The sequence below is a fragment of the Pseudarthrobacter sp. NPDC059871 genome (assembly GCF_042731175.1).
Classification (GTDB): Bacteria; Actinomycetota; Actinomycetes; order Actinomycetales; family Micrococcaceae; genus Arthrobacter.
The window spans coordinates 182418-207867 of record NZ_JBHWJV010000002.1; the positions used below are offsets into that span (position 1 = coordinate 182418).

Sequence of the window (25450 nt, forward strand, 5' to 3'; positions counted from 1 at the left end):
GGAGCCCCCCGTGAACCCCACCCTGCCCGCCGCCGCCCCCGTTCCAGCTGCCGCCGCTCCGGCCGCAGGCTCCCCGGACGCCGAAGCCCGGATCAGGGACCTCGCGGAAAGCCTCAGCCTGGAGCAGCAGGTCCAGCTGCTCACCGGTGCGGACGTCTGGTCCACGCACGCCCTTCCCGCCATCGGGCTGTCCCGTGTGGTGATGTCCGACGGCCCCGCCGGGGTCCGCGGCGAGGATTTCGACGAGCGGCATGACTCCGTCTCGCTGCCGTCGTCGTCGGCACTGTCCGCCACGTGGAGCGCCGGCCTTGCCCGCCGCTACGGCCAGGTCCTGGGCCAGGAAGCCCGGCGCAAAGGCGTCCACGCGGTTCTGGGCCCCACCATCAACCTGCACCGCTCCCCGCTGGGCGGCAGGCATTTCGAATGCATGAGCGAGGACCCCCGGCTGACGGCCACCATCGCCGCCGGATACGTGGCAGGCGTGCAGTCCATGGGGGTTGGGGCCACCCCCAAGCACTACGTCGCCAACGAAGCCGAAACCGACCGCTTCACCGCCGACTCCGTGGTGGACGAGCGGCCCTTGCGGGAGCTCTACCTCGCAGCCTTCGAGGACGCCGTCACCGAGGCCCGCGCCTGGCTGGTGATGAGCTCCTACAACTCCATCAACGGCACCACCGCCAGCGAAAACGAGCTCCTGGAGACCCCGCTGTCCACCGAGTGGGGCTTCGACGGCGTTGTGGTGTCCGACTGGACCGGCGTCCGCTCCATCGACGCCGCCAACGCCCACCAGGACCTGGAAATGCCGGGACCCGTGGGTCACTGGGGGCCCAAGCTGCTGGCCGCCGTCGAGGACGGCCGCGTCAGCCGCACCGCCATCCTGGACAAGGTGGTCCGCATCCTCCGGCTGGCCGCCCGCGTAGGCTCGCTCGACGGCGTCAGCCCCGCTGTGACGGAACTGCCGGCACCTCTCAACGCCGCCGCCGTCGCCCGCGAAGTAGCTGTCCGCGGCGCTGTCCTGGTCCGGAACCGGGACGGCCTGCTGCCCCTGGACCCGGCAGTCCTGGGGAGCGTGGCCGTGAGCGGCCACAACGCGGAGGAAGCACGGACCCAGGGCGGCGGCAGCGCCACCGTCATGCCCAAGCAGAACATCTCGCCGCTGGAGGGACTGCGTGAGGCCCTGCCCGCCGGCGTCACCGTCTCCTACCACCGCGGCGCGAAGGTGGCCGAGGGCCTGCAGGCCTTCCCGCGGACCTCGCTCCACAACCCTGTGTCCAACGTCCCCGGCCTGCGCGTGACGTTCCTGGCCGCTGACGGCACTGAACTTTCCGGCGAGGACCGGCTGGCATCCCACCTGATCTGGTTCGGGATCGGCATCCCCGAGGGCGCGGCCGCCATCCGGATGGAAACCGACTGGACGGCACCCTCCGCCGGCACGCACCACCTTGGCGTGGGTACCGTGGGCAAAATCCGACTCTCACTCCGCGGCGACGAGGTGTTCAACGGGACCATCGAGGACGATACGGACGTCCTCGGCGCTGCACTTTTCGATCCGCCCAAGACCGTCCACGCCATCGAAACCGAGGCAGGTGGGCGGGTCCGGATTGAGGCACTCTTCGAACTGCCCGCGGAGCAGGCCATCCCGTTCACCGCCATCCTGCTGGGCGAGGAAACCGTGGTGGCGGACCCGCAGGCGGAGATTGACGCCGCGGTGGAAGCAGCCAGGGCCGCGGACGTTGCCGTGGTGGTGGTGGGCACCAGCGCAGCCATCGAGTCCGAAGGCTTCGACCGGAAGGACCTCGACCTTCCCGGCCACCAGAACCAGCTGGTGGAAGCGGTGGCTGCGGCGAATCCGCGCACCGTGGTGGTGGTGAACTCCGGCTCCCCGGTGCTCATGCCGTGGCTGGACCGGGTGGGCGCGGTGTTGCTGGGCTGGTTCGGTGGCCAGGAATTCGGCCGTGCCATTGCGGACATCCTGCTCGGTGCAGAGGAACCGGGCGGCCGGCTGCCCACCACGTGGCCGGCAGCCCTGGCGGACGTCCCGGTGCTGGACACCGTTCCGGTGGACGGCAAAGTGGTCTATTCCGAGGGCATCCATGTGGGATACCGGGCCTGGCTGAAGCAGCAGGCCGCCGGAGGGGCTGCCCCGGCGCTGCCGTTCGGTTACGGGCTGGGTTACACCACGTTCGAACTGTGCACGCCGCACGCCTCGCAGGCGGTTCCGGCCGGCAAGGACGTGGTGGTGCACGTCCCCGTCCGCAACACCGGCACGAGGGCCGGCCGCGAGGTGGTGCAGGTATACCTTGAGCGCCAGGAGTCAGCGGTGGAACGGCCCGTGCGCTGGCTGGCCGGCTATGCCGGAACGCATCTGGCCGCCGGCGGGACGGACAGCGTTGAGGTCAGGGTTCCCGCGCGCGCCTTCGCCCATTACGACGGCGGCTGGCAGCTTGAGCCGGGAACGTTCCGGATCCTGGTGGGCCGGCATTCGGCGGACGACTTCCAGGCGCTGGACATCGACGTGCGCTAGGGAATTGCCCGTCAGTGCCGCGGTTCGAGCGCGAGCTTGAGCCCGAAACCCACCAGGACGGTTCCGGTGATCCGGTCGATCACCCGGACGCTGCGGGGGCCGTTGAGCCATTTGGACGCGTAGCCGGCGCCGAAGATCAGCCCGGCGAACCACAGCATGGTCAGGAGGCAGTGGACGCCCGCCAGCAGGACGCCCATCAGCAGCGGGGAACTGCCCTGCGGGATGAACTGCGGAATGGTGGCGATGTAGAAGACTCCCACCTTGGGGTTGAGCAGGTTGGTGCCGGTACCCGTGAGCCAGCCCCTGAGGATCTGCCGGCCGCCGGCGTTGCCCTTCGCAGCGCCGGCGGCTCTGCCATCCGCAGAGGCGCCTGCAGGGCCGCCTGATCCGGCCACCGTGGAGGCCGCAGCGGCGGCCGGTCCCGCTTTGCGGCTCTTCCAGAGCAGGGACGCGCCAAGCCACACCATGTAGGCCGCACCGGCCAGCGTGAGGGCCTGGTAGGCGAACTGTGAAGCGGCAAGCAGGGCGGATACCCCCACCGCGGCGGCGATCCCCCACACCATGGCGCCGGTGCTGATGCCCACGGCCGTGGCGAACGCGTACGCGCGGGACCTGGTGAGGGATGAACGAAGCACCAGCGCCGTGTCGATGCCCGGAACCAGCGTCAGCAGCCCGGCAACCACGGCAAAGGAAAGCACAGCCTGGGTAATGGTCACCAGGTAAGGATAGGGGTGGTTGCGGGTTCCCCTAAACCTGCGGTCCGGACCTCCCAATACGGCGCTGTCGGGCCGTATTCTTAGAGGAGGTTTTGCAGTGGGCCGCAGCTTTTCAAACCCTAGGCGTGGAACATGGCCGCTGAACCCTCGGGGCAGGTTGGCTGGGGACCGCTTCCATCGCCCCCGGAGCCCGTTTTCGACAGCAAGGACGTTGAGAACTATCTCTGGGAAGTCACCCATGAGTTCATGCGCGACGTCAAGGGTGAACAGCGCGGCATCGGCTGGGCGGCCACCCTCTTCAGGCTGGGAAAATCCCACACCCTCGCGGCGAGTACCGAGCAGGCGCGCGAGGCGGACCGCGAGCAATGTTCGTTCGCGGACGGCCCCGTCATGGAAGCCATGCGTACCGGCGAGTTCGTCCTTCTCTCCGATCTCAGCCGGGACTGGCGCTGGCCCGGATACTCCAGTGCCGCCGCGGCGCACGGCGTGCAATCCCTGCTGTCCGCGCCCATTGCCTCCGAAGGCGGGGCAAGTGCCGCCATCAACCTTTACGCGGCCGCCGCGCATACCTTCACCAGCGACGATCTTGTCCGCTGCCGCACGTACGTCCACCAGGTGGCCCGGGCGCTCCGCGTGGTGGTGCGCGTCGGCGAACGTGCCGAGGCCACCGCCGGCATCGCCGTCGTGCAAAGCTCGCTGGTGCTGGTGGACCTGGCCGTCCGCAGCCTCATGAACGAATACGGGCTGAGCCGCGAGGGCGCACTGAGGTTCCTGCAGACCCAGGCGGTCCACCACGAACTGGACCTTCGGGACGCGGCGCTGAACGTCGTCGCGCCTAACGCCGGGATGGGACGTCCCGGTCCGGCACCGGCGGCACCTGTACCGGAAACGTACGACGGCGTCACGGGCTTCCAGCCTGCGCCGGCGGCCGAGCTGGGGCACGCCTCACAGGGCGCCCCAAGGGCGGGGGCTGTAAGGAAGCAGCGCCCGCGTCCAACCGCGGGAAGGAGAACAGCATGATCACCGACGATCGTGGGCTGAACAGGGCCAGCGGGGGCCAGGGGATGCATCCCTGGCACCGTTTCGTCGCCTTGGGAGACTCCTACACCGAGGGAATCGGCGATCCCGAACCGCGCAGCCTGGGCGGGCTGCGCGGCTGGGCGGACCGGGCGGCGGAGGAACTCAGCGACGGGCAGCCGGACTTCGCCTACGCCAACCTGGCCATACGGGGACTGCTGCTCCGGCAGATCCTGGACCGGCAGCTGGCTCCCGCGCTCGCGCTGAAGCCGGACCTGATTGCCATGTCCGGCGGCGGGAACGACATCCTCTTCAAACGCGGAAATCCGGACAAACTGGCCGAAAAGCTGGACGCGGCCGTCGGCGTGCTGGCCGCTACCGGCGCCACCGTCCTGCTTTATGCCGGGCCGGACTGGGGCAACACACCCGTCTTCAGTGCCATCCGCGGCAAGGTGGCTGTCTACAACGAGAACATCCACACCATCGGCGCCCGGCACCACTGCGTGATGGTGGACCTCTGGTGCCTGCCCGAACTCCAGCACGCAGCCATGTGGGACCCGGACCGGCTGCACCTGTCACCGCTGGGCCACCACGCGGTTGCTGTGGCCACGCTCAATGCCCTGGGCGTCCCGCACACCCTGGAGCCCTTCCAGCCCAAACCCCTTCCGGCCCAGGGCTGGAAGCACGCGCGGGCAGAGGACCTGGTGTGGGCGCGGCAGTACTTCGTGCCTTGGATCCTGAGACGGATCCTGCATCCTGAGGACGAATCGCTGACCGCCAAGCGTCCGCTGCCCGGGCCCATCTTCGGGTTGGGCCGGCCAGGACCCTTCCCACCCGGCCACCCCGCGGCCGGCCTGAACTCCGGTATGGCGGGTGGACCGGCGGCCCAGGGGCAGGCCGCTTAGGCCCCGGTACCGGGAGCGCGGTGCCTGCGGTGGTCCCTTACCAGGGCGACGAGCGCAGGCACTCCAGCCAACAGGCCCGGAGCGGCCAGCAGCAGGCCGTATTCGGGGAGCAGGGCAGAAGCTGCCGCCGCGGTGACGGCGGCAGCCAGGGCCGCGATCAGTGCGGCGGACAAACGCCTTCGGACGTCCCTGGCGTTGAAGAACCGGAAACCGCCGAGGCCCGCGGTGACCACAGCGAAGGCGATGATGCTCGCGGTCAGGACCCCGGTGCCCGGGCCGGAAGCGTCCTTGAGGCGGTCAATCAGGGCAATTGGCACTGCAAGCATCCAGCCGCTGAGGAGGACGGCGAGGACGCATCCTGCCACGCGGCTCCGAGGTACCGGATCCAGGGTGTAGATCTGGCCGGACGGCAGATCCCCCTGTTGGACGTGGCGGTGGTTTGCCGGCGGCGTCGATTTCGGCAGGCGCATGAAACTCTCAAGCATTGATCCCCCAGACGTAGTGCTTGACGTCTTTTCACCCTACACGGGCTGCCGGGAGCGGCAATCCGAATGGGAGGGTCAGCGCTTCTTGGGGCCGCGCTTCGTTGCCGCGTTCAGCGCCGATTTCACTGCCGGCGGCAGTCCGCCCTGCTCGGTTTCGGGCTCGGCCACCGTTCCGCGGGCCTTCGCGATGGCCCGCATGCCGTGGTAGATCACCAATGCTGCCGCGGAGCCCAGGGCGATGCCCGTGAACTTCAGGTCCCCGATGGTCCAGGTGTAGTCGGCGATGCCGATGATCAGCGCGACGGCGGCCGTGGTCAGGTTGACGGGGTTGGAGAAGTTCACCTTGTTCTGCACCCAGATCTTTACGCCCAGGATACCGATCATGCCGTACAGCATGGTGGCTGCACCGCCCAGTACTCCCTGCGGGACCGTGGCGATCAGCTCGCCGAACTTCGGGGAGAAGCTGAGCAGGATGGCGAACATGCCTGCCACCCAGTAGGCCGCCGTTGAATAGACCTTGGTGGCGGCCATGACGCCGATGTTCTCGGCGTAGGTGGTGGTGCCGGATCCGCCGCCGAAGCCCGCCAGGACCGTCGCGGCGCCGTCGGCCATCAGCGCGCGTCCGGAGACGCCGTCGAGGTTCTGTCCCGTCATGGCGGCCACGGACTTCACGTGGCCGATGTTCTCCGCAACCAGCACCAGCACCACCGGGACGAACAGGCCCAGGACGCCAAGGTGGAACTCGGGTGTCTGGAAATGCGGCAGGCCCACCCACGCGGCGGCGTCCATCTTTTCGTAACTGACCTCGCCGCGGAGCATGGCCACCAGGTAGCCCACCACCACACCCACCAGGATGCTCAGCCGGCCCAGGATCCCGCGGAACAGCACGCTGACCAGGATGATCGTGGCCAGGGTGATGACGGCGGTGATGGGGGCAGCATCGAAGTTCTGTTTCGCGGCGGGCGCAAGGTTGAGGCCAATCAGCGCCACGATGGCGCCGGTGACGATGGGCGGCATCAGCCGGTTGATCCACCCGGCGCCGAACTTTTGCACCACGGCACCCACCAGCGCCAGGGTGGCGCCGGCCAGCACCACGCCGCCAAGGGCACCCGGAATGCCGAACTGCGCCTGGGACGCGGTGATGGGCGCGATGAACGCGAAGCTTGAGCCGAGGTAGCTGGGCACGCGGCCCTTGGTGACCACCAGGAAAAGGAGCGTGCCGATGCCGGAAAAGAACAGTGTGGTGGCCGGCGGCATGCCGGTGATGATGGGCACCAGGAACGTGGCGCCGAACATGGCCACCACATGCTGCATGCCCACGCCAATAGTCAGCGGCCACGCCAAACGCTCATCCGGGGCCACCACCTGGCCGGGCTTGATGGATTTTCCGGTGCCGTGCAGCTTCCATTTGATTCCGAGCATGCTCATGGGAAGGAATGCCTTTCAGGGGGTGCCGCGAGGGGGCGAAGATCAACTTGGTCCAGAATACCGCCAGCCCTGCAGGGAGGCTGCCGGACGCAGGCTGCCAACCAGCATGACGTGAAGCGCCGGGGACCCGCTGTGGCCAACGTCACCTGCCGTCACGGGAAGAGGCGGCAAGCAGTTGAAGTTGCAACTATGGAAAGCAACCAGAGGCCCACCCCGGCAGGCGGGGGAGCCGCAGCGAAAGGTACGCGAATGACCATTGCCCATGAAGAAGCGGTTATCGATTCGGCAGCCGTTGACGCCATCTTCGCCCAGGCCCGCACCGCCAACTCCTTCACCGGTGAGGTCACCGAGGAGCAGGCCCAGGCCATCTACGAACTGACCAAGTTCGGACCCACCGCGTTCAACTCCCAGCCGCTGCGCGTCACCTACGTCCGCTCGGACGAGGCCCGCGCCACCCTGGTGGACACCCTGTCCCGCGGCAACCAGGCCAAGACCGCCTCCGCTCCGCTGGTGGCCATCCTCAGCTACGAGACGGACTGGGCCGGCAAGTGGGACAGCTTCCTCCCCGGCTACAACGCCCCCAAGGCCATGTACGACGCCGATCCCGCCCTGGCCGCCAGCACCGGCAACAACAACGCCCACCTGCAGGCCGGCTACTTCATCCTGGCCGTCCGCTCGCTCGGCTTCGCCGCAGGCCCCATGACCGGCGCCGACTTTGCCGCCATCGACGCCGCCTTCTTCCCGGCCGGCGACCAGAAGAGCTTCCTGGTGGTCAACATCGGCCAGCCCGGTGAGGAAGCCTGGGGCGCCGCCAAGCCCAAGTTCTCCTACGACGAGGCCGTCCGCACCGTCTAACCCCCCCCGACGCGCGCTCACTTGTGGGGCCTTTTCCCCGGACGCGCGCTCACTTCCGGGGCTTAAGAAGCGAACGCCCGCTCACTTCAAGTGAGCGGGCGTTCGCGTTTTAACGACCGTTAGTGAGCGCGCGTTTGGCTTGGGGCCAGCACAGGCGAACGGACGCTGATCAGGCGATGACGCTGTCCACCAGGGCCTTGGCTTCGGCCTGGACCTGCTTCAGGTGCTCCTCGCCCTTGAAGGACTCGGCGTAGATCTTGTAGACGTCCTCGGTGCCGGACGGGCGGGCAGCGAACCAGGCGTTCTCCGTGACCACCTTCAGGCCGCCAATGGAGGCGCCGTTGCCGGGAGCTTCGGTGAGCTTGGCGGTGATTGCCTCGCCTGCCAGTTCCGTCGCGGTGACGTCCGACGGCGAGAGCTTGCCGAGTGCCGACTTCTGCTCACGCGTGGCAGCGGCGTCGATCCGGGCGTAGACAGGTGCGCCGAACTGGTCCGTGAGGCCCTTGTACAGCTGCGAGGGGGACTTGCCGGTGACGGCGGTGATCTCGGATGCGAGCAAGGCCAGCAGGATGCCGTCCTTGTCCGTGGTCCAGACGCTGCCGTCCAGCTTGTTGAAGGACGCGCCGGCCGATTCCTCGCCGCCGAACGCCCCGTCGCCGGAGAGCAGCCCGGGGACGAACCACTTGAAGCCCACGGGGACCTCCACCAGTTTGCGGCCCAGGCTTTCCGCCACGCGGTCGATGATGGAGGAGGACACCAGGGTCTTGCCCACCACCGAAGCCGGGTTCCAGCCGCTGCGGTTACGGTACAGGTAGTCGATGGCCACGGCGAGGTAGTGGTTCGGGTTCATCAGCCCGCCGTCAGGGGTAACGATGCCGTGCCGGTCCGCATCCGCGTCGTTGCCCGTGGCGATGTCGTAGGCGGTGGACCCGTCCGCGCCAACGGTCATCCGCTGAATCAGCGAGGCCATGGCCGATGGGGATGAGCAGTCCATGCGGATCTTCTCATCCCAGTCCAGGGTCATGAAGGCCCACTGCGGGTCCACGGTGGGGTTCACCACGGTGAGGTTCAGGTGGTGGCGCTCGGCGATCTCGCCCCAGTAGTCCACGGACGCGCCGCCCATGGGGTCGGCACCGATCCGGACTCCGGCGTCGCGGATGGCGTCCAGGTTCAGGACGGACGGAAGGTCGTCCACGTAGCTGGAGAGGAAATCGAACTTGCCCGTGGTGTCCGCTGCCTGGGCATCGGCCAGCGGGATGCGCTTGACGCCGCGCAGGCCGTTTTCGAGCAGTTCGTTTGCTCGGTTGGCGATCCAGCCGGTGGCGTCGGAGTCTGCCGGGCCGCCGTGGGGCGGGTTGTACTTGAAGCCGCCGTCCTGCGGCGGGTTGTGGCTGGGGGTGACCACGATGCCGTCTGCCTGCGGGGCGCCGGAGCCGGCGTTCCGGTTGTAGGTGAGGATTGCGTGGCTCAGTGCCGGGGTGGGCGTGTAGCCGTGCCGGGCGTCGACCAGGACCTGGACGCCGTTGGCGGCAAGGACCTCGAGGGCCGAGTTCTGTGCCGGCTCGCTCAGTGCATGGGTGTCCTTGGCGAGGAACAGGGGGCCGGTGACGCCCTGCGCCGCCCGGTATTCGACGATGGCCTGGCTGATGGCCACGATGTGCTTTTCATTGAACGAGGCCTTCAGGCTCGAACCGCGGTGACCCGACGTGCCGAACACCACGCGCTGGCCTGGGTCACCCAGGTCCGGCGAGATGTCGTAGTACGCATCGAGGAGCGCTGTGATGTCAACAAGGTCCTGGGGTTGGGCAACTGTACCCGCGCGGCTAGCCATGGGACCTAGCATGCCAGAACCTCGCCGGAGTCAAAACGGCAGGGCCACATTCCGGCCCCTGTGACGGCGGCACGTCATCGAAAACGAGCAGTTAACCAAGTAGCCAACCTGAGTACATGCCCCGAAAAGTACCTATATACCGGCCCCTGCGCGCGCTGTTACTTTCGAAAAATCCGGAAGGCAATCCACGGCCTCCCGGCTCGAACAACCACAGCAGGGGACGACGGCGGCCCGCCGCTTTTCGCCCGTCCGGCACGGAAGCAGGGACGCACCATGGGGGCAGGAGACGGGGCAGCCGAACAGTCCAGGCTGGCTGCTGAGCGGGTAGCCAGGCTCAAACGCCGGCTGGACGCGGCCGAGCGCTCCACGAAAGCGTGGGATGCGGGGGCCGTAGGTGAACGTGTGGTGGCGGACAAGCTCAGCGAACTGGTCCCGCATGGCTGGTACGTGCTGCACGACGTGCACTGGCCCGGCCGGCCCAAGGCCAACCTGGACCACGTCCTGGTGGGGCCCGGCGGCGTGGTGGTGGTCGATTCCAAAAACTGGACCGGTGAGGTGCGGGTGGCATCGGGAGTGCTGTGGCAGGGCCGGTATGCGCGGACCCAGGCGGTGGAAGGCGCACTGGCGCAGTGCGCCGCCGTCGCCTCCGTGCTGGCGCCGCCGCACCGCCGGCTGGTCCGGCCGCTGATCTGCATGGCCGCCCAGCCTGACCTCTTTGGCGTGACGAACTCCGATGTCGCCGTCGCGGGCAGCCAGCGCGTGGTGGGTGCCATCGAGGCGCTGCCGCCGGTGCTGGACCACCAAGCAGTCGTGGGACTTTATGCCCAACTGGGGGAGGAGCTTACCCACGAGCAGGAGCCCGGCATCACAGCGTTCCGGAATGTCAGGCCGGGAACCGTGGTGCGGCCTGCGGGTGGCCTCCCGCCGGCCGGTCCAGGCAACGCCGGGCCGCGAACGGGCGCTCCCGCCGCGGACCGTCGCGGCGCGGACAATCCCCGGGCAGCAGGTCCTGACCGGAGCCGCAGCGGCAGTGTATCCCGGCATCCCGCCGGGCGTGCCATCCCGTCGGCGGGCGCCGACGGGATGGCCCGAACCGCTGCCGGCCGGAACCGAAACGGGAAGCCGCAGGCGCGGGGCGGCACCAGCGCGGGCCGGCTCGCCCTCCTGGCGGCCTTCGTTATTTTTGCGGTCTACGTCCTGCCGTTCTGGACGCGCTGAGTTTGCTGCCTGCGGTGCTGCCATTTTCCGGGGCGGCTGTGCGCAGCTTGCCAAGGCCGGCGTCGCGGACCGCTTCGCCCATCCGGCGGAGCCGCTCCGAGTCCAGTGACCAGGATTGCCAGTAAAGCGGCACATCCTCATGGGCGTTCTTCCCGAGGAGGACCAGCGAGCCGTCGGCAAGTTCGTTGCCCAGCTGCAGTTCAGGGAGCATGCCCCAACCCAGGCCGGCTTTGATGGCCGCGAGGAACCCTTCCGACGACGGAACCGTGTGGGTGGGCGGAACCTGCCCGATGCCTTTCACCGCCAGCAGCCCGCGCTGCAGGTTGTCCTTGGCATTGAATTTCAGGACCGGCATCCGGGCCCAGTCCACCGTGTTGCCCTTGGCGAACCGTTGGCGCAAGGCGGCCGCGGCCACCGGGACGTACCGCATGTGGCCCAGCAACTCCACCCGGCAACCGCTGACGGGGACGGGATCGGAGGTGACGGCACCCATGACGTCACCCTGCCGCAGGAGCTGGCTGCTGAAACCCTGGTCCTCGACGTGGAGGTCCAGGGTGGTGTCCTGCCACGTGGCGGCCACGGCGAGGACGGGCACGAACCAGGTGGCCAGCGAATCGGCATTGATGGCCACAGCCAGGGTGGCGCGGGAGGCTGTGGCGGTGCCCAGCGCGGTTGAGGCTTCGGCCTCGAGGACCTGCACCTGCCGGGCCATCCGGAGCAGCACTGCTCCGGCGTCGGTGGGAACGCAGGGGACCCGCCGGCGCACCAGGACCTGCCCCGTGGAGGCCTCCAGCGCCTTGATGCGCTGGCTGACGGCGGACGGGGTGACGCGCAGGAGGTCTGCCGCGGCCTCGAAGGTGCCCTCGTCAATGACGGCGATGAGTGCGCGGAGATGCTCGAGATTCATGAAGAAATTCTAATGGAACCCTAGAATCAATCGTTTGTCTTCCGATGCTGAGGTCCGTACCGTCAACTGCATGTTGATGACAGGGATCACCGGAATGCTGACGGGGCTGGCGCTGATCGTGGCCATCGGTGCCCAGAATGCCTTCGTGCTCCGCCAGGGAGTCCGCCGTGAGCACATCGGCGTGGTGGTTGCGGTGTGCATGGCAGGTGATGCTGCGCTGATCCTGGGCGGGACCGCCGGGATCGGCGCGCTGGTGACCCGCTTTCCGGAAGCCCTCGAAGTTTTTCGGTGGGGCGGGGCTGCCTACCTGGCCTGGTTCGCGGTGCGCTCCTTCATCTCGGCGCTGAGGCCGTCCGCCCTTGCGCAGGGCACGCCCCGGTCCAAGGGATCGGTGGTGGCCAGTACGGTGGCGCTGACCTTCCTGAACCCGCACGTCTACCTCGACACGGTGGTGCTCCTGGGCAGCCTGGCCAACCAGCAGGGCCCGGACCTCCGGTGGGTCTTCGCCGGCGGCGCCGTTGCCGGCAGCATCGCGTGGTTCTCGGCGCTGGGGTACGGGGCCAGGGCGCTGTCCGGGGTGCTCGGCAACCCGCGCACCTGGCGGTTCCTGGACCTTGGAATCGGCATCGTCATGCTTGGCCTGGCCGTCAAGCTGGTCCTGCACTGACGGCGCCCGGAAAGCCGCCGCAGGCGATAGGCTGGAAGCAACATTCCAGGGGGAAAACCATGACTGACCAGCCTTCCCAGCGCCCTGACTCCCAGTGGCACAACCCGTCCGGCAGCGACGGCACTCCGCCCGCGCCCCCGTCGGGGTATGAACCGCCGCCGTTCGTGCCGCCGCAAGGATCCACCGCGCCGGGCTCCGACGTTCCCCCGCCGCCGCTGTACCCGGGCCTTTCCGCGCAGTACGGCAGCAACCAGTACGGCGGCCCGCAGTATGGCAACGACCAGTACGGCAACCAGTACGGCGGTGCCAGCCCCTACGCCCAGCCGAGCCCCTACGGACAGCAGGCCCAGTACGGGCAGCCGGCGTATTACGGCATGCAGGCCGAGCCCAAGACCCTCAGCATCGCCAGCATGGTGTGCGGCATTGCGTCAGTGATCATGGGATGGCTGATGCTTCCGCAGCTTGCCGCCATCATCACCGGCCACATGGCCCTCAAGCGCGAACCCGCGGGCAAGGGCATGTCCATCACCGGACTGGTCCTGGGCTACCTCTGCCTGCTGGGCTACGGCGGCTTCTGGCTGCTGCTCATAATCGGGCTGGCGTCATATTCGTCCTCGAGTTACGGGTACTGACCGCCCCACCCGCCCCGGAGGCCCTATCAGATCCGGTTCCTAAAACCCGGTCATAGGAACCCCGTCTGATGGGGCATCTGGCGTTTAGCCGCAGATGGGGGAGCGGGGTCAGCGGAGGAGTTCGACGTCGGACACCAGCTCGATGTGCGCCAGCATCGCCTCCGCGGCGGCCTCCGCGTCCTGGTCCCGGATGGCGTCGGCAATCCGCCGGTGCGAGGCCAGCGACTGTTCCGGCCGGCCCGGCTGGCCGAGGGATTCCATCCGCGTTTCCAGGATCATCTCGGCGATAAATGCCATGAGCTGCGCCAGTACCGAGGAATGCGCGGCCGCGGTGATCGCTTCGTGGAAGAGCTCATCGCCATGGGTGCCGCGGTCGCCGTCGCTGATTTCCGTGGCCATGACCTCGAGGGCGTGATCGATAGCCTTCAGGTCCTCGTCCGTGCGCCTCGCGGCGGCCAGGGCGGCGAGTTTTCCTTCCAGCGTGCTGCGCGCCTCGACGATTTCCGGCAGCCGGCTCCGGTGTTCGCGAAGGCCCTTGATCACTGACGCCACGCTGGGCCGCCGGGCGAGCACGGCTCCGGTGCCGTGCTGGACATCGATGACGCCCAGCACCTCCAGCGCCACGAGTGCCTGGGCCAGGGTGGCGCGTGAGACCCCCAGCCGTTCGGCGAGGTCGCGCTCTGCCGGCAGGAGGTCCCCGGGCTTTAGCTGCGCCGATTCGATGTAGGCAAGGATCTGCTCCACCAGCTGTTCGTAAAGCCTTGGCCGCGAAACTCGTTCCAGTCCCAGCCGTGCTGTCTTCTCCACAAAGCCCTCACTACATCGTCGGTCCCCCCAAGAATACAGCGTGCTGCTATTGACAGATAGACTCACTGTCTAAGAGGCTAGTCCAGTGAGCCAGTAACTCACGTCACACTTTTCTTTTCCCAATGGAGGACCAACGATGTCCGCTCCTGTTCTATCGATCATCATCCTGGCGGCGATGTTCCTGTTAGCCACAGTGCTGCCCCTCAATATGGGTGCCCTCGCCTTCGTGGGCGCCTTCCTGCTGGGCGCCCTGGTTCTGGGCATGTCCACGAATGAGATCCTGGCCAATTTCCCCGGTGGCCTGTTCCTGACGATTGTCGGCGTCACCTACCTTTTCGCCATTGCGCAGAACAACGGCACCATCGACCTCCTGGTCCGCGGCGCCGTCAGGCTGGTGGGCAGCCGGGTTGCCCTCATTCCCTGGGTCATGTTTGCCATCACCGCCGTTATCACCGCCGTTGGCGCGCTGTCCCCGGCCGCCGTCGCGATTATTGCCCCCATCGCCCTCAGCTTTGCCGGCAAGTACAAGATCAGCCCGCTGCTAATGGGCATGATGGTGATCCACGGTGCCCAGGCCGGCGGCTTCTCGCCCATCGCCGTCTACGGCGTCACCGTAAACGGCATCATCGCCAAGACGGACCTGGCCTTCAGCCCCACGGCGCTGTTCCTGAGCAGCTTGATCTTCAATGTCGTCATCGCCGTGGTGCTCTTCACCGTCCTGGGCGGCCGGGCGCTGCTGTCCTCCCGCGTAGGCCACTTCGTGGAGCAGGCTGCCGAAGCGCGGATGTCCGTCAGCGTGGGCGCCAAGGCCGGCAAGGACGTTGCCTTCAAGGGCTTTGGCTCCGGCATGTACGGCCCCCGCGACCCCGCAGGCGACGGCGTTGCCGCCACCAGGGAACGCTCTGCGCGGATCCCGCAGCTGGTGACCATCGCCGGCCTGGTGGTGCTCGCGGTGGTCGCCCTGGGCTTCAAGATGGACGTCGGCTTCGTGTCCATCACCATCGCCATCGTCCTGGCCCTCGTCTCGCCTGCAGCCCAGAAGGGCGCCATCAATAAGATCAGCTGGTCCACCGTGCTGCTGATCTGCGGCATGCTGACCTTCGTTGGGGTGCTCGAGGAAGCAGGCACCATCGAATTCGTTTCCAACGGCGTGGCCGGCATGGGCATGCCGCTGGTGGCAGCGCTCCTCATCTGCTTCATCGGCGCCATCGTCTCGGCCTTCGCGTCCTCCACCGCCATCCTGGCCGCGCTCATCCCGCTCGCTGTGCCTTTCCTGTCCACCGGCGAAATCGGCGCCGTCGGCGTCATCTGCGCACTGGCCGTGGCCGCCACCATCGTGGACGTCTCACCGTTCTCCACCAACGGCGCCCTGGTCCTGGCCAACGCGCCCGAGGGTGTGGATAAGGACAAGTTCTACAAGCAGATCCTGGGCTACAGCGGCATCGTCATCGTTGCCGGGCCGGTCCTCGCCTGGCTGGCGCTGGTAGTCCCGGGCTGGCTGTAACCGCCACATTTTCCACTCCGCCAGCGCTCCGCGCCACGCTCTTCAGTAAAGGAACCAGCACATGAATGCAGCTGACCGTCAGCAAGGCCCCCTGGCCGGGCACACCGTCGTCGACCTGAGCCGCGCGCTGGCCGGTCCGCACGCGGGCATGATGCTCGCCGACCTCGGCGCCCGCGTCATCAAGGTGGAGAACCCCGGAACCGGCGATGACACCCGCGGCTGGGGCCCTCCCTTTGTGGGCCCCGAGGATGACCTGCAGTCCACCTACTTCATGTCCTGCAACCGGAACAAGGAATCCATCAGCCTGGACCTGAAGAGCAGTGACGGGCAGGCAGTGCTCCGCGGGCTGCTGGAACGGGCGGACGTGGTGATCGAGAACTTCCGGCCCGGCGTCATGGACCGGCTGGGCTTCTCCACTGCCGCCATGCACGGGCTCAACCCGCGGCTGGTGATCCTCTCCATCACCGGCTTCGGCCATGACGGCCCCGAATCCCAGCGCAGCGGTTACGACCAGATCCTCCAGGGCGAGGCCGGCCTGATGTCCCTCACAGGGTCCGGCCCGGACGATCCGCAGCGCGTGGGAGTGCCGATCGCCGACCTGCTGGCCGGTATGAACGGCGCCACCGGCGTGTTGGCCGCGCTGGTTGAACGCGAACGCACCGGCCAGGGCAAGGTGGTCCGCACTTCACTGCTCGCCTCCCTCATCGGGGTCCACGCCTTCCAGGGCACGCGCGCCACAGTGGCCGGCGAAGTCCCGCAGGCACAGGGCAACCACCACCCGTCCATCGCGCCCTACGGCCTGTTCAACTGCAAGGACGGCAGCGTCCAGATCAGCGTGGGCAGCGAGAAGCTGTGGGCGTCCTTCGCGGCTGCCTTTGGCTTGGACGCCGCCGCGCCCGGCTTTGCCAGCAACGCCGACAGGGTGCGGAACCGCCAGGAGGTGATTGCCGCCGTCGAACGCGCCTTCGCCCAGTTCGGCGCGGTGGAACTGCTGGAGAAGCTGAACGACGCCGGGATCCCGGCAGGGAAGGTCCGCTCGCTGGACGAGGTGTACGCCTGGGAGCAGGTGGCCTCGCAGGGCCTGGTGGTGGATGTGGAGCATCCCCTGCTCGGCACGGTCAGCCTGCCCGGCCCGCCGCTGCGGTTCTTCGCCCAGGGCGACGCCGCGGAGACGACCGTGACGGACCACGCTGCGCCGCCGCTCCTGGACGCCGACGGCGGATCCATCAGGGAGTGGCTGGGGCTGGTACCAGTCGCTGCCGCGGACGCGCCGGCCGGGGCGGAATAGCATGCCGACGTCGGAAAAGGTGCGCCACCTCAGCGCCGCCGAACTGCTGGACGCCGTGGTGGACGACGGTTCGTTCACGTCCTGGGACGCCGAACCGCAGCAGTCGCACTTAAGCGATGAATACGCGGCCGACCTCGCCAAGGCACGGGCCCGCAGCGGCACCGACGAATCCGTGCTGACCGGCGCCGGCCTGATCCGCGGCCGGCGGGTGGCGCTGATCGTCAGCGAATTTTCCTTCCTGGCGGGCTCGATCGGCCACGCCGCTGCCGAACGGATCGTGGCCGCGGTGGAACGCGCCACGGCGGAGGGCCTGCCGCTGCTGGCCGGTACCGCCTCGGGCGGGACCCGCATGCAGGAAGGCACCCTGGCGTTCCTGTCCATGGTCAAGATCACCGCGGCAGTCCGGGCCCACCGGCAGGCAGGCCTGCCGTACCTGGTCTACCTGCGCCACCCCACCACCGGCGGCGTCATGGCCTCCTGGGGATCCCTGGGGCACATCAACGTGGCCGAGCCGGGCTCCCTGCTGGGGTTCCTGGGCCCCCGGGTCTATGAGGCGCTGCACGGTGAAGCCTTCCCGGACAACGTCCAGGTGGCCGAGAACCTGTTCAGCAAGGGCCTGATCGACGGTGTGGTGGAACCCGGCAAGCTCGCCGAACTGGTGGGCAGGGCGCTGGACATCCTGATGCCCCGCCGGGCTTCCGGCTCGGCTGCCTGGCCTGATGCCCCCGCCACGCTGGCCGTCCGGCCCGCCGAGGTGGACGCCTGGACCTCCATCGAAATTTCCCGGCAGCCGCGCCGGCCCGACCTCCGCCAGCTCCTCAAATACGGTGCCAGCGACGCTCTTCCGCTCAACGGCACAGGCCAAGGCGAAAAGGACCCCGGGCTGCTGCTGGCCCTGGCCCGGTTCGGCACCCAGTCCTGCATCGTTCTGGGCCACGCCCGCCCGCTCCGGAAGGATGCCGCCGGGATGGGGCCGGGTTCGCTGCGCGAGGCGCGGCGCGGCGCCAAGCTGGCGGAGGAACTGCGGCTGCCGCTGCTCACCGTTATCGACACCGCCGGCGCGGCCCTCTCACAGGAAGCGGAGGAAGGCGGCCTGGCCGGGGAAATCGCCCGCTCGCTGCACGAACTGATCGGGCTCGAATCTCCCTCGGTCTCGGTCCTGCTGGGCCAGGGCGCCGGGGGAGGGGCGCTGGCCCTGCTGCCGGCGGACCGGACCATCGCGGCGCAGCACAGCTGGCTGTCACCGCTGCCGCCCGAGGGCGCCAGCGCGATTGTCCACCGCACCACGGAGTTCGCTCCGGTAATGGCTCAGGCGCAGGGCGTCAACGTGGCGTCGCTTTACGCCAACGGGCTGGTGGACCACATTGTGGATGAGCGCCACGACGCGTCCCTCGAACCACGTGAATTCTGCTCTCGGATGGCGCACGCCATCGAGTACGAGCTCGCGTCCGTTGCCGCGGTGCCCGTGTCCCAACTGGTGGCGTCGCGGGCCCGGAAATTCCGGAACCTCGGCAGTTAGGCCATGACGACGGCGGCGGGCACCTTATGGTGCCCGCCGCCACGGTTTCGGGACTGCTTGGGTTGCTGGCAGCCTTTTGCGGCCTGCCTCGCCGGGGCTGCTTATTACGTGCGGCGCGGTGCCGCCGCTGCCCTGCTGTCGCTGCTCTGCCGTTACTGCTTTAGCGGCGCTGCCGCACCCGTGCCCGGTGCGCACTGGCCCGGAGCTGCAGTATCCGGGCGCCGCCGGCTGCCGCCACCAGGACCCCGCCGGTCACGCTGGCGATGAACAGCGCCATCCCCAGCGGGACGGAGCCCTCCAGCCCCAGGAACTTCACTTGGGCCTGCTCCTGATTCTGCAGGATGAAGATAATCAGCAGGATCAGCAGCAGCAATGCGGCCACCACGGCCGCCCAGATGACACCGGTCCGGGTAACCTGGCGCTGGGCCGGGCCACTGGTGGACGCGGTGGTGGTGCCTGCAGCGGCTGGATCCGGGGAGTACGAGGGCACATTACTGCGTGGCGCGGTGCTGTCGGCACCGCCCGCGAGGTCGAAGGAGGGCGTTCCGGCCCCTGGCTGCTGCCGCCCGTTGGATTCTGGCGTGGTTTGTCCGGCGCTCATGTTCATCCCCTTCCTGATGCTAAGCATGCTTATCACTCAACCCTAGCCGCGTGGTTCGGCGCAGCACAACAGATATCGCTTCAGGTTCCGGCAAAGCGGTCAGAGTGGACGTAGGCGGAGCGCATACCGTGATTCTCCCCTGTGGAATCCATTCGCCGATTAAACGGGACGGGACGGGCCCGAGGGGCCCGTCCCGATGCTGCGGCGTCAGACCCGCTCCTCGCTCCGTTCTGCAGAGGGGGTGCGGAGTATTGGCGACCTCCGCCAACTCGGGAAAGCCCAGAACGTGTAGTCCTGTGCCTTGACCCGCGGTTCCGGAGTTCCTGCCGGGGTTTCCTGCGTGGCTTCAGGCTTGCGGCCGGCTTCCTTCTTGTCGCTCCGCCCGAAATCCTTGTTGTATCCGTAGCACATCACAGACCTCCTTCCAGTGACTGCGCTTTAATCGTCCTCCCGAAAAGCCCGGGAGTCGACACCCGGACGGAACGGATTTCGGCCCGGCGGCGTCACTGCGGAGGGGAGGCTACTGGCTGGCGGAGACCACGTCTGCAGCCTCGGCTGGCCCGTGGAAATCGCACGGCCCCGGGTGGCGGAGGGGCAGGAGGCAGGTCCGGCCGGAGGGCAGATGGACCAGGGCGCAGCGGCCGGTGAGCGCCAGGTCCTCACGGACGTTGGCGTTGCTCAGGTCGGGCCGGGTTTCGTCCACTTGCCCGGAAATGCCGGCGTCCGTGGTGGTGGGGTATTCGGCGTTCATAGTGGGCAACTCCCCGTCGAGCGGTGGCTGGATGGACGTGACGCCTTCCCAGTCTGCTCCCGCCGGGTTACGTGCGGGTTAAGGGAGCGTTAGGAGCACATCAACAGGGCGGCCACCGTCACAGGCCCAGCTGGTGCCCCACCTGCAGCAGCAGCTGTTCCGATCCCATGGGCCCTACCAGCTGGATTCCCATCGGCAACCCCTGGCCCGGCGCTCCGCCCGTCCAGTGGATCGGGAGGCTGATGGCCGGCAGTCCGCACACGTTGACCATGGAGGACCAGGGTGCGAATTCGCACTGTTTCCGGTAGTCGCCGTCGGCGTCTCCCGGCCACTGCGCCGACGGCCAGCGCTCGCCGCCGTGGGCCGTTCCGGTAAACCAGCCCACCGGGCGGGGCGTTTGCGCCAGGGCCGGCATCAGCATGAGGTCCCATTCGGCGTACTGCGCCACGGTGTCGTGCTGGAACTGCCGCAGGAAGGCCAGCGCCTCGGACAGCTTGGCGGGGCTCCGTTGCTGCGCCCGGCGGCGGAAGGTGCGGGTCAGCGGCGCGAGCAGCGCTTCGCGGTGCGGGCTGATGCGGGCGCTGCCTACCCCGGCGGTCCAGGCCGTGGTGAATGCGTCGGGGTACCTGTTGTCGTAGCGGATCGCCGCTTCGCCAACGGTATGCCCCGCGTGTTCCAGGAGCTGTTCGCCCGCTGCCAGGGCGTCCAGGGCCTCCTGGTCAGGCGTGAAGGGGAAGGTTGCCGACCACGGGCTGTCCAGCGTGACGCCGATGCGCAGCTTCCGCGGCTCCCGCGCCAGGGCGGCCAGGTAGCCGGCATCCGGAACCAGCGCGTCCATCATCAGGGCGGCGTCGGCGGCGGTCCTGGCCAGCGGTCCAGCGACCACCAGCCGGGCCGGATCGCCCTGGCTTTCCCCGCTGGGTACCACGCCGCGGCCCGGTTTCAGGCCCACCAGTCCGCATGCCGCCGCCGGGATCCGGACGGAACCGCCGCCGTCGGTCCCGGGAGCGAAGGGGACCAGGCCTGCGGCCACGGCGGCAGCGCTGCCGCCGGAGGAGCCGCCCGAGCTCCTGCTGGGGGCATGCGGATTGCGCGACGGCGGTGCAACGCGGTTTTCGGAGTAGGCCGTCAGGCCGAATTCGGGCACCTGTGTCTTGCCGAGGGAGATGACGCCGGCTTCCCTGAGGTGCGCCACGAGGGGCGCATCCGCGGGTGCGGACTTGTGTTCGAGGGCGGCGCTGCCGTGGGTGGTCACCACGCCGGCAACGTCGGTCAGGTCTTTGAAGGCCAGCGGCATCCCGTGCAGCAGCGGCAGTTCGCCGGTGCGGGAACGGGAGTGGCGGCCGTCCGCGGCACGGCCCTGTTCAATGGCCTGCTCCGCCGTCACGGTGATGAAGGCCCCCAGCAGCGGATTGCGCTGCCCAATCCGGGCCAGGAAATGCTCCGCAGCTTCCACTGCCGAGACCTGGCCGGCGCGCAGGGCGTCCCGCAACTCGACGGCGGAGAGGCTGTGGAGCTCTTCGGGCACTGGTCCTCCTGGGGTCTCCTAGAAGCGTAACGTGCCCGGCCGCAGGCCCTTCAGCCGGGTGTAAGCACTAGGCTTGAAGCTGACTTTCGATCTGCCACGAAGGGATTCCCCATGAGCGACTTCGATTCCGTACCCGTCAACGATGTTCCCGATGACGCCGTCATCCTGGACGTCCGGGAAGACTACGAATGGGTTGCGGGCCACGCAGAAGGTGCCCTCCACATCCCCCTGGACCAGATTCCGGCGCGGCTCGACGAGCTCGACCCGGACGCTGACGTCTACGTCATTTGCCGCACCGGCGGCCGCTCGTTCCGTGCTGCGCAGTGGCTGACCGGGCAGGGCTATACGGCCATCAACGTCTCGGGAGGCATGGACCAGTGGCTGGAGTCTGGCAAGCCCCTGGTCTCCGATAACGGACTTAAGCCGATGGTGCTTTAGTGCCAGGCGCTGTGCCCACCTACTCGTTCCTCGGACCCGAAGGAACCTTCACCGAAGCGGCGCTGATGCAGGTGCCGGGTGCCGGGGACGCCGTCCGGGTACCCGCCTCCAACGTAAACGCCGCTCTGGACGCGGTCCGGCAAGGCTCCGCCGATGCCGCGATGGTGCCCATCGAGAATTCCGTGGAGGGCGGAGTCACCGCCACCCTGGACGCGATCGCCGGTGGCCAGGAACTGCGGATCGTCCGGGAGGTGCTGGTGCCCATCAGCTTCGTTCTGGTGGCACGTCCCGGCACCCGCCTCGGCGACGTCCGCCGGATCTCCACGCATGGCCACGCATGGGCGCAGTGCAGGCTCTGGATGGATCAGCATATTCCAGGTGCGGAATACGTCCCCGGATCCTCGACAGCTGCAGCCGCAATGGGCCTGCTGGAACCTGATTGCCACTATGACGCCGCCATCTGCGCGCCGTTGGTTGCCCAGGAACAGCCCGGCCTCCCGGTCCTGGCCGAGAACATTGGTGACAACCCGGGCGCAGTCACCCGCTTCGTGCTGGTGAGCCGTCCCGGAAAGCTTCCGGAACGCACTGGCGCAGACAAGACCACTGTGGCGGTCCCGCTGCCCGAAGACCGTCCCGGCGCCCTGATGGAAATCCTGGACCAGTTCGCCAACCGCGGCGTGAACCTGAGCCGGATCGAATCCAGGCCCACGGGCCAGTACCTGGGGCACTACTTCTTCAGCATCGACGCCGACGGGCACGTGGGTGACGCCAGGGTGGCTGACGCTCTGGCCGGGCTCCACCGCATCAGCCCCGCCACCCGCTTCCTCGGCTCATACCCGCGGGCAGACCGGCAGCCCATCGAGGTTCAAACGCACACCTCGGACCGGGCCTTCGCGGCGTCCCGGAACTGGGTGGAATCCATACTGGACACGGAATCATTGCAGGTGGAAAGCGGTTCCGGGCCTTCGCCCACAGCGTAGGTAAATGCCGCCCGGGGTACTTCCCCGTGTTCTGCACTGTGCGTATGCTTGCCTGATCCACAGGAAGAGTGGCCCCTAGCGAAGGGAGCGGGTCATGTCAGCCGGCAGCAGCACCGAGAACGATGGCCAGGGGATGATCGTCAACCCCAAGCCCTCCGCCGACAACCAGGACTGGGACGGCGACGACGCCGACCGCGCCGACCGCCTGCGCTTCGAGGAGGAGCAGGCCATGATCCGCGAGCAGTCAGAGGAACGTGCCCACGCGAAGCACGCCGCCGAGGCTGCGAAAGAATCCAAACCGGACCACCACTGAGGCTGCCCCGCCCGGACCACCGATCCGCTAAACAGCAGTCCCGCCGTCGGGCCTGGAAAATCCCCTGACCCGCACCAGCAGGGACGCCGGCTGCACCTGAACCGTGAGCTTGGTTGCCTCACCTGACGTGTCGCCGTCCAGCTGCGTAGGCATCGGCTCCGGGCATTTGATGACGATCCTGCCGGACCGGTAAACGGTCATGATCGGCAGCTTTCCGCTGTGCTTGAACATGATCTTGCCGTACATCAGCAGCCAGCCGAGAGCGCTGCGGGGGCTCATCACCACCACATCCAGCATGCCGTCATCGATCATGGCCTGCGGAATGAAGTCGATGCCGCCGGGCACCAGGCCGCAGTTGGCGAAAAGGACGCTGCGGATGTTCCGGACCTGTTCGGGGCTGCCGTCCAGGGAGATGGACACCTTCTTGCGCCTGCCCGGAAGATGCCGCATGCCGGACTCGGTATAGGCGAGCCAGCCCACCGCCTTCTTCAGACCGTCATTGGTATCCGCGAGGACCTCGGCATCCATGCCGATGCCGGCAATCACCAGGAAGACGTGTTCCGAATAGGTTCCCGTGCGGGAATTCTCGATGGCCATCCGGGCTGTGTCGATGGAGCGCTGCCTGCCGAAGAGCGCGGTCTGGACGCACCCGTGCAGGTCCGTGACGTCCACGTCCACGTTCCGTGCCAGCAGGTTGCCCGTCCCCAGCGGGATCAGCCCCATGGCCACATCCGTGTGAGCCAGTGCCTCGGCCACCACCCGGACGGTGCCGTCGCCGCCGCCCACCAGGACGACGTCCGGTTTGGTGGCCAAAGCCGCCTGCATCTGGGTGAAACCGGGGTCCTCGGCCGTTGTCTCGTAAAAGACCGGCTCATCCCAGCCGGCGGTGAGGCAGGCCCGCTGGATGGACGCCCGGGCCTCGGCCGCGCGGGCCTTGATGGGGTTGATGATCACCGCAACCCGCTGCTTTTCCAGGCCGGGATCATAGGCTTCGCCGGCCACGGCGCTGCGCATATGGAGGGCCTTCAGCCGGCGGACGCCCCACCAGCTGGAGATGGCAAAGGCAAGGGCCACCGCTATCAGCAGGTAGAGAATCCAGTCGCTCATGGTGGTTCCACAGTAGCCCGGCGGAAGGCGCGCCGGACCCAGCCGCCCCGGCCGCCCGCCGTCGTGCGCTGTATTGGATACCCTTGTCTGGTGATCGACGTAAAAGACCTCAGCGAAAACCCGGACAAGTTCCGTGCCAGCCAGCGCGCCCGCGGCGCGGACGAATCAGTGGTGGACGCGATCATCTCCGCGGACTCCGCCCGCCGTGCCGCGCTGATCCGCTTCGAAAACCTCCGGGCCGAGCAAAACGCGTTCGGCAAGAAGGTGGCGAAGGCCAAGGGCGAGGAAAAGCAGGCACTCCTGGCCGAGGTCAAGGAGCTGGCCAACTCAGTCAAGGCCGCGTCCGCCGAGGCCGATGCCGCACAGACCAAGCAGGAAGAACTGCTGCGCACCGTCCCCAACCTCGTTGAGGACGGCGTTCCCGAAGGCGGCGAGGACGACTACGTGGTGGTCAAGACCGTCGGCACCCCGCGCGAATTCCCGGACTTCGAGCCAAAGGACCACCTCGAGATCGGCGAGCTGATCGGCGCCATTGACATGGAGCGCGGTGCCAAAGTTTCCGGTTCACGCTTCTACTTCCTCCGCGGCGTCGGTGCCCGGCTGGAGATGGCGCTGCTGCAGATGGCCATGGAACAGGCCATCGACGCCGGCTTCGTCCCCATGATCACGCCCACGTTGGTGCGCCCCGAAACCATGCAGGGCACGGGCTTCGACGTGAAGCACGACGCCGAAATCTACCGTCTCGCCGAAGACGACCTTTACCTGGTGGGCACCTCGGAGGTGGCCCTGGCCGGGTACCACGCCGACGAGATCCTGGACTTCTCCGCCGGCCCCATCCGTTACGCCGGGCAGAGCTCCTGCTACCGCCGCGAGGCCGGATCGCACGGCAAGGACACCCGCGGCATCATCCGCGTACACCAGTTCAACAAGGTGGAGATGTTCATCTACACCACTGTTGAAGAGGCCGCCGCCGAGCACCAGCGGCTGCTGGCGTGGGAAGAGGAGATGCTGGCCAAGTGCGAGCTGCCCTACCGGGTCATCGACACCGCGGCCGGCGACCTCGGCAATTCTGCAGCACGCAAGTACGACTGCGAAGCCTGGGTCCCCACCCAGGGCGCCTACCGCGAACTGACCTCCACCTCGAACTGCACCACGTTCCAGGCCCGCCGCCTGAACATCCGTGAGCGTGCGGTCAACGCCGAGGGCGTCGCCAAGGGAACCCGTGCCGTGGCCACGCTGAACGGTACCCTGGCCACCACGCGCTGGATCGTTGCGCTGCTGGAGCACCACCAGAACGCCGACGGCTCGGTCAACGTGCCGAAGGCGCTCCAGAAGTACCTGGGCGGCCTTGAGGTCCTTCCGGTCCTGTAGGTTGCGCTTGTCCCGGGTGCGTTTCCTGGGCTTGTTCGCGGATCCGAACCTTTACGGT

25 protein-coding genes are annotated in these 25450 nt (G+C 68.0%); 14 read left to right on the plus strand and 11 right to left on the minus strand.

All coding sequences use genetic code 11. The features are described 5' to 3' along the window. Positions 1–10 precede the first annotated feature (10 nt). Complete coding sequence (locus tag ACFV4R_RS03600) at positions 11–2524, plus strand: beta-glucosidase (protein WP_377201081.1); 2514 nt, start codon at positions 11–13, stop codon at positions 2522–2524. 11 nt (positions 2525–2535) lie between these two features. On the opposite strand, the gene ACFV4R_RS03605 is transcribed toward ACFV4R_RS03600, so the two are convergent. Continuing rightward, positions 2536–3240: a LysE family translocator gene (locus ACFV4R_RS03605; RefSeq protein WP_377201082.1), complete on the minus strand. Its 705-nt coding sequence runs from the start codon at positions 3238–3240 to the stop codon at positions 2536–2538. A 132-nt stretch (positions 3241–3372) separates the two neighbouring features. Here ACFV4R_RS03605 and ACFV4R_RS03610 point away from each other — a divergent pair, with 132 nt between their 5' ends. Further along, entirely contained in the window at positions 3373–4260 is an 888-nt protein-coding gene (locus ACFV4R_RS03610) for a GAF domain-containing protein (protein WP_377201083.1), read from the plus strand. Beyond that, complete coding sequence (locus ACFV4R_RS03615) at positions 4257–5162, plus strand: SGNH/GDSL hydrolase family protein (RefSeq protein WP_377201084.1); 906 nt, start codon at positions 4257–4259, stop codon at positions 5160–5162. Before ACFV4R_RS03610 ends, ACFV4R_RS03615 begins: the two co-directional genes overlap by 4 nt. Here the strand turns inward: ACFV4R_RS03615 and ACFV4R_RS03620 are convergent. Both ACFV4R_RS03620 and ACFV4R_RS03625 read right to left on the minus strand, forming a co-directional pair. Beyond that, entirely contained in the window at positions 5159–5647 is a 489-nt protein-coding gene (locus ACFV4R_RS03620) for a hypothetical protein (RefSeq protein ID WP_377201085.1), read from the minus strand. The two genes, ACFV4R_RS03615 and ACFV4R_RS03620, sit on opposite strands and share 4 nt — an antisense overlap. 75 nt (positions 5648–5722) lie before the next feature. Continuing rightward, entirely contained in the window at positions 5723–7075 is a 1353-nt protein-coding gene (locus ACFV4R_RS03625) for a uracil-xanthine permease family protein (RefSeq protein ID WP_377201086.1), read from the minus strand. A gap of 249 nt (positions 7076–7324) precedes the next feature. On the opposite strand from ACFV4R_RS03625, the gene ACFV4R_RS03630 reads away from it, so the two are divergent. Further along, on the plus strand, positions 7325–7930 hold the full coding sequence (locus ACFV4R_RS03630) for a malonic semialdehyde reductase (RefSeq protein WP_012631002.1): 606 nt from the start codon (positions 7325–7327) through the stop codon (positions 7928–7930). A gap of 169 nt (positions 7931–8099) precedes the next feature. On the opposite strand, the gene pgm is transcribed toward ACFV4R_RS03630, so the two are convergent. Continuing rightward, a complete protein-coding gene (gene pgm, locus ACFV4R_RS03635; protein WP_377201087.1) occupies positions 8100–9761 on the minus strand; it encodes a phosphoglucomutase (alpha-D-glucose-1,6-bisphosphate-dependent) in 1662 nt (553 codons plus the stop codon). 273 nt (positions 9762–10034) lie between these two features. Here pgm and ACFV4R_RS03640 point away from each other — a divergent pair, with 273 nt between their 5' ends. Beyond that, entirely contained in the window at positions 10035–10979 is a 945-nt protein-coding gene (locus tag ACFV4R_RS03640) for a nuclease-related domain-containing protein (protein WP_377201088.1), read from the plus strand. Here the strand turns inward: ACFV4R_RS03640 and ACFV4R_RS03645 are convergent. After that, positions 10939–11886, minus strand: a complete 948-nt coding sequence (locus tag ACFV4R_RS03645; RefSeq protein ID WP_377201089.1) for a LysR family transcriptional regulator ArgP — start codon at positions 11884–11886, stop codon at positions 10939–10941. The genes ACFV4R_RS03640 and ACFV4R_RS03645 overlap by 41 nt on opposite strands. Before the next feature lie 94 nt (positions 11887–11980). On the opposite strand from ACFV4R_RS03645, the gene ACFV4R_RS03650 reads away from it, so the two are divergent. Beyond that, complete coding sequence (locus ACFV4R_RS03650; RefSeq protein WP_377201332.1) at positions 11981–12553, plus strand: LysE/ArgO family amino acid transporter; 573 nt, start codon at positions 11981–11983, stop codon at positions 12551–12553. A gap of 59 nt (positions 12554–12612) precedes the next feature. After that, positions 12613–13185 carry a DUF4190 domain-containing protein gene (locus ACFV4R_RS03655; protein ID WP_377201090.1) on the plus strand — a complete coding sequence of 191 codons (573 nt, stop codon included), beginning with the start codon at positions 12613–12615 and terminating at the stop codon, positions 13183–13185. Between the two features lie 108 nt (positions 13186–13293). Here the strand turns inward: ACFV4R_RS03655 and ACFV4R_RS03660 are convergent, their stop codons facing one another. After that, positions 13294–13992 carry a FadR/GntR family transcriptional regulator gene (locus tag ACFV4R_RS03660; RefSeq protein WP_091717336.1) on the minus strand — a complete coding sequence of 233 codons (699 nt, stop codon included), beginning with the start codon at positions 13990–13992 and terminating at the stop codon, positions 13294–13296. A gap of 136 nt (positions 13993–14128) precedes the next feature. Between ACFV4R_RS03660 and ACFV4R_RS03665 the strand changes: the two genes are divergently transcribed. The 3 genes from ACFV4R_RS03665 to ACFV4R_RS03675 all read left to right on the plus strand — a co-directional run bounded on the left by ACFV4R_RS03665 (position 14129) and on the right by ACFV4R_RS03675 (position 18303). After that, positions 14129–15496 (plus strand): SLC13 family permease, encoded by a 1368-nt coding sequence (locus ACFV4R_RS03665; RefSeq protein WP_377201091.1) that lies wholly within the window; start codon positions 14129–14131, stop codon positions 15494–15496. Between the two features lie 61 nt (positions 15497–15557). Further along, entirely contained in the window at positions 15558–16784 is a 1227-nt protein-coding gene (locus tag ACFV4R_RS03670; protein ID WP_377201092.1) for a CaiB/BaiF CoA transferase family protein, read from the plus strand. A gap of 1 nt (position 16785) precedes the next feature. Then, positions 16786–18303 carry a carboxyl transferase domain-containing protein gene (locus ACFV4R_RS03675; RefSeq protein ID WP_377201093.1) on the plus strand — a complete coding sequence of 506 codons (1518 nt, stop codon included), beginning with the start codon at positions 16786–16788 and terminating at the stop codon, positions 18301–18303. A 160-nt stretch (positions 18304–18463) separates the two neighbouring features. Here the strand turns inward: ACFV4R_RS03675 and ACFV4R_RS03680 are convergent, their stop codons facing one another. The 4 genes from ACFV4R_RS03680 to ACFV4R_RS03695 all read right to left on the minus strand — a co-directional run bounded on the left by ACFV4R_RS03680 (position 18464) and on the right by ACFV4R_RS03695 (position 21183). Further along, positions 18464–18904 (minus strand): lipopolysaccharide assembly LapA domain-containing protein, encoded by a 441-nt coding sequence (locus tag ACFV4R_RS03680; RefSeq protein WP_377201094.1) that lies wholly within the window; start codon positions 18902–18904, stop codon positions 18464–18466. 207 nt (positions 18905–19111) lie between these two features. Further along, positions 19112–19315 (minus strand): hypothetical protein, encoded by a 204-nt coding sequence (locus ACFV4R_RS03685; protein ID WP_377201095.1) that lies wholly within the window; start codon positions 19313–19315, stop codon positions 19112–19114. Between the two features lie 109 nt (positions 19316–19424). Next, on the minus strand, positions 19425–19655 hold the full coding sequence (locus ACFV4R_RS03690) for a hypothetical protein (RefSeq protein WP_091717348.1): 231 nt from the start codon (positions 19653–19655) through the stop codon (positions 19425–19427). Positions 19656–19773: 118 nt separating this feature from the next. Continuing rightward, on the minus strand, positions 19774–21183 hold the full coding sequence (locus ACFV4R_RS03695) for an amidase (RefSeq protein WP_377201096.1): 1410 nt from the start codon (positions 21181–21183) through the stop codon (positions 19774–19776). Positions 21184–21294: 111 nt separating this feature from the next. On the opposite strand from ACFV4R_RS03695, the gene ACFV4R_RS03700 reads away from it, so the two are divergent. The 3 genes from ACFV4R_RS03700 to ACFV4R_RS03710 all read left to right on the plus strand — a co-directional run bounded on the left by ACFV4R_RS03700 (position 21295) and on the right by ACFV4R_RS03710 (position 22914). Next, complete coding sequence (locus tag ACFV4R_RS03700; protein ID WP_091717352.1) at positions 21295–21621, plus strand: rhodanese-like domain-containing protein; 327 nt, start codon at positions 21295–21297, stop codon at positions 21619–21621. Next, positions 21621–22601, plus strand: coding sequence for a prephenate dehydratase (pheA, locus tag ACFV4R_RS03705; RefSeq protein ID WP_377201097.1), 981 nt, complete (start codon positions 21621–21623; stop codon positions 22599–22601). Before ACFV4R_RS03700 ends, pheA begins: the two co-directional genes overlap by 1 nt. A gap of 94 nt (positions 22602–22695) precedes the next feature. Next, a complete protein-coding gene (locus ACFV4R_RS03710) occupies positions 22696–22914 on the plus strand; it encodes a hypothetical protein (RefSeq protein WP_015935510.1) in 219 nt (72 codons plus the stop codon). Positions 22915–22941: 27 nt separating this feature from the next. On the opposite strand, the gene ACFV4R_RS03715 is transcribed toward ACFV4R_RS03710, so the two are convergent. Further along, positions 22942–24021, minus strand: a complete 1080-nt coding sequence (locus ACFV4R_RS03715; RefSeq protein WP_377201098.1) for a diacylglycerol/lipid kinase family protein — start codon at positions 24019–24021, stop codon at positions 22942–22944. Between the two features lie 90 nt (positions 24022–24111). Between ACFV4R_RS03715 and serS the strand changes: the two genes are divergently transcribed. Then, a complete protein-coding gene (gene serS / locus ACFV4R_RS03720) occupies positions 24112–25392 on the plus strand; it encodes a serine--tRNA ligase (RefSeq protein WP_377201099.1) in 1281 nt (426 codons plus the stop codon). Positions 25393–25450 lie beyond the last annotated feature (58 nt).

Bases quoted from the DNA above. Each gene is read 5' to 3' on its own strand.
- ACFV4R_RS03610 (WP_377201083.1), top strand. From the start codon at position 3,373: ATGGCCGCTGAACCCTCGGGGCAGGTTGGCTGGGGACCGCTTCCATCG.
- ACFV4R_RS03615 (WP_377201084.1), top strand. From the start codon at position 4,257: ATGATCACCGACGATCGTGGGCTGAACAGGGCCAGCGGGGGCCAGGGG.
- ACFV4R_RS03620 (WP_377201085.1), bottom strand. From the start codon at position 5,647: ATGCTTGAGAGTTTCATGCGCCTGCCGAAATCGACGCCGCCGGCAAAC.
- ACFV4R_RS03625 (WP_377201086.1), bottom strand. From the start codon at position 7,075: ATGAGCATGCTCGGAATCAAATGGAAGCTGCACGGCACCGGAAAATCC.
- ACFV4R_RS03630 (WP_012631002.1), top strand. From the start codon at position 7,325: ATGACCATTGCCCATGAAGAAGCGGTTATCGATTCGGCAGCCGTTGAC.
- pgm (WP_377201087.1), bottom strand. From the start codon at position 9,761: ATGGCTAGCCGCGCGGGTACAGTTGCCCAACCCCAGGACCTTGTTGAC.
- ACFV4R_RS03640 (WP_377201088.1), top strand. From the start codon at position 10,035: ATGGGGGCAGGAGACGGGGCAGCCGAACAGTCCAGGCTGGCTGCTGAG.
- ACFV4R_RS03645 (WP_377201089.1), bottom strand. From the start codon at position 11,886: ATGAATCTCGAGCATCTCCGCGCACTCATCGCCGTCATTGACGAGGGC.
- ACFV4R_RS03650 (WP_377201332.1), top strand. From the start codon at position 11,981: ATGCTGACGGGGCTGGCGCTGATCGTGGCCATCGGTGCCCAGAATGCC.
- ACFV4R_RS03655 (WP_377201090.1), top strand. From the start codon at position 12,613: ATGACTGACCAGCCTTCCCAGCGCCCTGACTCCCAGTGGCACAACCCG.
- ACFV4R_RS03665 (WP_377201091.1), top strand. From the start codon at position 14,129: ATGTCCGCTCCTGTTCTATCGATCATCATCCTGGCGGCGATGTTCCTG.
- ACFV4R_RS03670 (WP_377201092.1), top strand. From the start codon at position 15,558: ATGAATGCAGCTGACCGTCAGCAAGGCCCCCTGGCCGGGCACACCGTC.
- ACFV4R_RS03675 (WP_377201093.1), top strand. From the start codon at position 16,786: ATGCCGACGTCGGAAAAGGTGCGCCACCTCAGCGCCGCCGAACTGCTG.
- ACFV4R_RS03680 (WP_377201094.1), bottom strand. From the start codon at position 18,904: ATGAGCGCCGGACAAACCACGCCAGAATCCAACGGGCGGCAGCAGCCA.
- ACFV4R_RS03685 (WP_377201095.1), bottom strand. From the start codon at position 19,315: ATGTGCTACGGATACAACAAGGATTTCGGGCGGAGCGACAAGAAGGAA.
- ACFV4R_RS03690 (WP_091717348.1), bottom strand. From the start codon at position 19,655: ATGAACGCCGAATACCCCACCACCACGGACGCCGGCATTTCCGGGCAA.
- ACFV4R_RS03700 (WP_091717352.1), top strand. From the start codon at position 21,295: ATGAGCGACTTCGATTCCGTACCCGTCAACGATGTTCCCGATGACGCC.
- ACFV4R_RS03710 (WP_015935510.1), top strand. From the start codon at position 22,696: ATGTCAGCCGGCAGCAGCACCGAGAACGATGGCCAGGGGATGATCGTC.
- ACFV4R_RS03715 (WP_377201098.1), bottom strand. From the start codon at position 24,021: ATGAGCGACTGGATTCTCTACCTGCTGATAGCGGTGGCCCTTGCCTTT.